9 protein-coding genes and 1 pseudogene are annotated in these 4,871 nt (G+C 38.7%); 7 read left to right on the forward strand and 3 right to left on the reverse strand.

All coding sequences use genetic code 11. From position 1 onward, the window contains the following. The first annotated feature begins 273 nt into the window (after positions 1-273). From H1P_RS31050 to H1P_RS31070, 5 genes are all read left to right on the forward strand, one after another. A complete protein-coding gene (locus H1P_RS31050) occupies positions 274-459 on the forward strand; it encodes a hypothetical protein (protein ID WP_144875014.1) in 186 nt (61 codons plus the stop codon). A gap of 131 nt (positions 460-590) precedes the next feature. After that, positions 591-962, forward strand: a complete 372-nt coding sequence (locus H1P_RS31055) for a rhodanese-like domain-containing protein (protein WP_144875016.1) — start codon at positions 591-593, stop codon at positions 960-962. Positions 963-1,055: 93 nt separating this feature from the next. Beyond that, positions 1,056-1,199 (forward strand): chlorophyll a/b-binding protein, encoded by a 144-nt coding sequence (locus tag H1P_RS31060; RefSeq protein WP_144875018.1) that lies wholly within the window; start codon positions 1,056-1,058, stop codon positions 1,197-1,199. A 116-nt stretch (positions 1,200-1,315) separates the two neighbouring features. After that, entirely contained in the window at positions 1,316-1,588 is a 273-nt protein-coding gene (locus tag H1P_RS31065; RefSeq protein WP_144875020.1) for a hypothetical protein, read from the forward strand. A gap of 443 nt (positions 1,589-2,031) precedes the next feature. Beyond that, positions 2,032-2,619 carry a thermonuclease family protein gene (locus H1P_RS31070; protein WP_144875022.1) on the forward strand — a complete coding sequence of 196 codons (588 nt, stop codon included), beginning with the start codon at positions 2,032-2,034 and terminating at the stop codon, positions 2,617-2,619. A 163-nt stretch (positions 2,620-2,782) separates the two neighbouring features. Here H1P_RS31070 and H1P_RS31075 read toward each other — a convergent pair whose 3' ends face one another. Beyond that, on the reverse strand, positions 2,783-3,544 hold the full coding sequence (locus H1P_RS31075; RefSeq protein ID WP_144875024.1) for a ribonuclease HI family protein: 762 nt from the start codon (positions 3,542-3,544) through the stop codon (positions 2,783-2,785). A 172-nt stretch (positions 3,545-3,716) separates the two neighbouring features. Here H1P_RS31075 and H1P_RS31080 point away from each other — a divergent pair, with 172 nt between their 5' ends. Together H1P_RS31080 and H1P_RS31085 are read left to right on the forward strand one after the other, a co-directional pair. After that, complete coding sequence (locus H1P_RS31080) at positions 3,717-3,854, forward strand: helix-turn-helix transcriptional regulator (protein WP_144875026.1); 138 nt, start codon at positions 3,717-3,719, stop codon at positions 3,852-3,854. Between the two features lie 88 nt (positions 3,855-3,942). After that, positions 3,943-4,224, forward strand: a complete 282-nt coding sequence (locus H1P_RS31085; protein WP_144875028.1) for a hypothetical protein — start codon at positions 3,943-3,945, stop codon at positions 4,222-4,224. Positions 4,225-4,269: 45 nt separating this feature from the next. Here the strand turns inward: H1P_RS31085 and H1P_RS38635 are convergent. Then, positions 4,270-4,452 (reverse strand): annotated as a pseudogene (locus H1P_RS38635) (IS982 family transposase); the annotation flags it as partial. A 57-nt stretch (positions 4,453-4,509) separates the two neighbouring features. Further along, on the reverse strand, positions 4,510-4,871 hold a 362-nt coding region (locus tag H1P_RS31095), incomplete at its 5' end, for a dienelactone hydrolase family protein (protein WP_186376248.1).

Consider the following 4,871-nt stretch of genomic DNA (forward strand, 5'->3'; position numbering starts at 1 on the left):
CCCTCTGTCCGTATCAAGTCTTAACGAGGAAATTCGTTAAAGGAGAGCCAGTAACAATTCGCGCCCAGGTAGCCAGGTAGCCAGAGCCTTGAGCAATTTTGAAGACCCCAGGGCAAAGTCGCTCTGACTAATTGGCGACAGGATGGAAGATTATCGAGTTGTCGGTGTCACTCGAGAAAGACGAACTCGCCATTTCAACATTACAGAAGTACTCACTTCCCGCTCTCCAGAATGAGTTGAGTGATTGCTAGCTATTTATTTCAAGACACAATAATGAAAGTAAAGTGGTCACAGCTAGTTCTCAAAATCATCGTGTGGTTATTTGCCGAAATTTACCTCACGGCTTTGGGGTTAGATAATCTGGCTGATTATAGCGAGTTTATCTTTGGATATCGAGCGTTCTTACAGATAGCTGAGACTTCTACCTCTTGTAGTACAAAAGCTTCCATTAAACACTGAAATCGTCTAACCCGCTCTCTGACTACAGAAATTAATCTTTGTCACTCATTATTAACAAAAATTGCTAAATCTTAAATAATTGTTACAATATATCGAGCAATTGCCGTTTCCTAATTTCATCCAGATCAAACATGAGTAATTCTTCTCGCATCATCCCAGAACCTCTTAAGACTCAATCCCTCGTCTCTGACTTAAAAAAACGCCTTGACTGGGGAGAACCAGCTCTTACTATCATTGATATTCGAGACCGAGATGCTTTCAACACTAGCCATATCTCAGGAGCGATTTCTCTACCAATCAACTCCTTAGTTGACCGCACTTTGATTAATCTCGAACTGACTCGCGATCTTTATCTCTATGGCTCTACTGATGAGCAAACTGCATCCGCAGCAGCTCAACTCCGTACTGTCGGATATCAAAATGTGGCTGAAGTTAAAGGTGGCTTGGCTGCCTGGAAAGCAAGCAGTTATCCGATTGAAGGAAACTCAACTAAAGTTGCCTAATTACTCCCAGAAAATCCTCTTAATCTGGTATTTTGCTGATTAATTGGCTATTTAAATACATTCATCTTCTTTAAATTACTTAGGACTAATCTCATGGAAAAGCAAGAATCTCAATTCGGCTTTAGTCAATTTGCCGAAAACTGGAATGGTCGTCTAGCTATGGTCGGCTTCGTCATTGGCATCGCCACTGAATTCTTAACTGGTCAAGGCATTCTATCTCAGTTAGGTCTGATCTAATTAACTAGTAGCTACTGCTGCCAGATTGAGTTTTCACCACAGCAGTATTTTGGGCGGTAAGTTGCTACTGCGACAAAACCGCCGTCAATTCTCATCATATTTTTCCGTTTTCATCAATGTTTCCCCATCTTCTTCAAGCAACAAAAGAATACTGGCGACAGCTAGATGAGCTAGAAGCTGCTTATCAGCAAGGTGATATTTCCTTAGAGGAGGTAGACGCTAGAGTAGCTGATTTGATGGCACAACTAGCTGTGGAACGCCGTGCTACTTTGAGCCATTTTTGGCATCTCTTTCAGTTAATGGTGACCAGACAAAGAGAGACTCTCATTGGTTTAGCTATTTTGGCTCTCATTACTTATGCTTGGGCGTTGACCAGTCCCATTGCTTAATTTCCCTTTGGTGTGACAACAAGCAATCTTCTCCAATCTCCTAATTCTCAAGATTCGCTATCTTCGTCAATCAATTGAGTTGTCATAGTAGAGTATTTCTCTTCATAACAATAACACTCAAGCTAAACTAACTGAGAGATTTTCTCTTGCAATTAACTCAATTTGGAGTTGCACCGAATAATTTTATTCAGTAGGCTCTCTCCCTTATTTCTAATTGAGAAAATATCAGCTTTTTAGTTGAGTGTTATTTTGTTTATTCAACGAGACAGATACTAGATAAAACAGATTTTTTAGCCTCCTTAATTGAACTTGGACTAACCTGTAATCTCTGTATTCATCTATTCCTTATCATAAAGCGATCGCGCTCTTAGCCCTCTCTGCTGTCCACCCCAATTCCACTCTCTAAGAGCCAAACTAGAGTTGCATCTTTATTACGCTTGCTTATGAAAAAACTCCTCAATACTCTAGCTCTACTAATCGGACTGGGCTTAATTTGTTACTCTTGTGTGAAGGAGCGACCTGCGGAGCAGCTCCCTTCGGGATCGCCTTCTCCTCAAAATTCTCAACTACCAAAAGCCCCATCTCAGACATACGAGCAATGGAATCTAGTAAGTGGCTCTGTATATGACGGTGACACTTTAAGGACTGAAAAAAATGCTCAAGAACTCAAAATAAGATTCTGTGGGACGGACAGCCCCGAAATCAAGCAACCATTAGGAGTTGAAGCAAGAGAGCCTCTGCGATCGCTGATCGAGATGGGCAATGGCGAACTGTTAATAGTTCCTATCGAGAAGGACAGATACGGGCGTACCGTTGCAGAGGTTTACGTGCAGGACTCTAAAAGTACGGCGGTCAATCTCAATATGCAGATGTTACGAGATGGTTACGCCTGGCTTTACGGGCAATATGCAAATAACTGTCCCAGCAAGGAGCAATTAGTTCTGGCAGAAGAATTAGCCAGAGAGGAAAAGTTAGGGGTTCATTCTGGAGGTCATCAACCACCATGGGAATGGAGAAAAGCTAATAAGTAGGAAACTATATTAATACTATGAAAGCTTGAATTATAAATGGATAAAATGAGCGATTTGTCATCCGAACCAAAAAATCCAATTAAATCGATAATTAAAGTAGAACATCAAATACTAAAATCAAAGTTCTCTGTATTTTTAAATGATTATGATTAAATAAAACTATTTAATCATAATCATCATCGACTAAATAAGAATTACCATAGATTAAATAATTTAGATATGCCCCTGACTTTAGGAGAGGACAATTTTCTTTCAAACATTTGTGTGCTGCCCTATCAGCTAATTGATTTTTTCTTCGGGGAATCCAAGTTAACGAATAATCATCAAAAAAAGATAATAAATTTAACACTCGTTCGCGATAATCTAAAAATTTAGAATCACTATTTAGTTGATATTTTCCCAATACTTGATAGATAATTGTTCGACTATCTCCTTTAATTTCAAGCGATAATATTCCCAATTCTCGTGCTTTTTCTAGACCGATAATTAGTCCCGTATATTCCGCTTCATTGGCAAAAGCTGAAGGTATAAATTTGGTAACTGTATGACGAGTTCGAGCAGGATATTCAATAACTGCTGCCGAAGCAGAACGCCCTGGTCTTCCCTTGGATGAGCCATCAAAAGTCAGAAGGGGTGGTTTGAGCGCACGGGCTATGCGTAATTTTTCCTTTCTCGCCTTTCTTTTTGCAGAATTGTGTAATCGTTTTCTCGTTACATCTTGCAATGGTTTTTTCTGCCAGGGAATGTTTAATTGCTCTGAAAACTCTTTCATTATCTCCTTGGCTTCATCTAAAGATAAGGGAGCATTATCAATAAGTATTTTGTTAATGTGCCATTTATTTTTCCCCTGTCGCCTAAATAGACAAATTTGATATTGATTATTCCCTACCTTAGTCCGGGCTATTATCTTTTTGGGTCGAGCCATTGTTAAAGTTACAGATATTTCTAAAAAACGAAGAATTAGCTGCTATAAATTATCCACTTGAGTAGGTCGGGGTAATTAAACTAAAGTATGTTGACTTATCAACATTAAAAGTTGACTTATATAAAGTCAAGCTTACTTATATAAATTAATTGTATAATTGTCTTAGATATTGATGACAGAACAATTTATGAAAAGACGCAAAGAGTTAGGTTTAACTCAAAGGCAAATTGCCGAGGCTGTCGGCGTAACTGTTCAAACTATTTCTAATTGGGAAACTGGGCTTTATAATCCTAAGCTCACTCTAGACTAGACAGATCGACTATGCCAAATACTTCAATCTGATATTAAACAAGTCAAAAAAATGTTTGCTTCTTAAATTTAAAGATTCAACAACTAAAATGTACGAAATAGAACCATTTGCAATTTATCGCGATTTCCCCGTAAAAGGATACCAAGAGCAATATCTCTATTTTCCTCAAAGAAAAGTAAGCGATCCTGCTGCAATCGCTCACGAACGCAGAACTCCTCTAGAAGTTGGCAACTTAGATATTTATACCCTAAATTTTAAACATTCATGCTGGGGTGAAGAAATCAAAATTTATTGTGAAACCAACTATAAATTAACTGAAGAGAAAAAAGCTGAAGTTATAAAACACATTGAAGAGTTGATGAAAAATTAACTCAAAAAGAGCGATCGCTCTTTTTGAAACGTGAGTGAGACAAAATTAGTAAACAGCAGGAGGCAGAGCTAGTAAACCTTTCGGCTCTAAATTAATAGAAGGTTTGTTGGATAGATAGGTGTAAGCAATCAACCCAGCCATCAGATTCACTAAAAAATTTCAAATACTGCGATGTCAAACCATGCTCGATTTGAAAATATTCTTGAGTTGATCGTTAACTGTTTCAATTTATCGTGAAAAAGAGCGAACAGCCTACGGCTGCACTGCGAGATCGCACTTTCACATTCAGTCAAAAATCTGACCGAAAAACTCAATAATTTCTCTCCAGGCTGCATCGGTAGCCAAAGGATCGTATCGATAACCGTCATCCCGCATAAAAGTATGATTAGCTTTATAGATTAGGGACTTATGTTTAATTTCTGCATCATCTAAAGCTTGTAAAATCTTGTGTCTACCTTCCTTGGGAACATGAGGATCGAGAGTGCCAAATACAGTTAAGATTTCTCCTGTTATTTCTCTGACTCTTTCGATGGTGTCTGCTTTTTCTCTGCCCAGTTTACCGTTATCAATTCCTGTAGGATAGCAGCATACTCCTGCTTTTACTTCTGGTTGGAGTGCAGCGCGAAACGCTAAATGTCCCCCAAGAC

This window comes from Hyella patelloides LEGE 07179 (assembly GCF_900659865.1).
Classification (GTDB): Bacteria; Cyanobacteriota; Cyanobacteriia; order Cyanobacteriales; family Xenococcaceae; genus Hyella; species Hyella patelloides.

Bases quoted from the DNA above. Each gene is read 5' to 3' on its own strand.
- H1P_RS31085 (WP_144875028.1), top strand. From the start codon at position 3,943: ATGTACGAAATAGAACCATTTGCAATTTATCGCGATTTCCCCGTAAAA.
- H1P_RS31070 (WP_144875022.1), top strand. From the start codon at position 2,032: ATGAAAAAACTCCTCAATACTCTAGCTCTACTAATCGGACTGGGCTTA.
- H1P_RS31065 (WP_144875020.1), top strand. From the start codon at position 1,316: ATGTTTCCCCATCTTCTTCAAGCAACAAAAGAATACTGGCGACAGCTA.
- H1P_RS31080 (WP_144875026.1), top strand. From the start codon at position 3,717: ATGACAGAACAATTTATGAAAAGACGCAAAGAGTTAGGTTTAACTCAA.
- H1P_RS31060 (WP_144875018.1), top strand. From the start codon at position 1,056: ATGGAAAAGCAAGAATCTCAATTCGGCTTTAGTCAATTTGCCGAAAAC.
- H1P_RS31050 (WP_144875014.1), top strand. From the start codon at position 274: ATGAAAGTAAAGTGGTCACAGCTAGTTCTCAAAATCATCGTGTGGTTA.
- H1P_RS31075 (WP_144875024.1), bottom strand. From the start codon at position 3,544: ATGGCTCGACCCAAAAAGATAATAGCCCGGACTAAGGTAGGGAATAAT.
- H1P_RS31055 (WP_144875016.1), top strand. From the start codon at position 591: ATGAGTAATTCTTCTCGCATCATCCCAGAACCTCTTAAGACTCAATCC.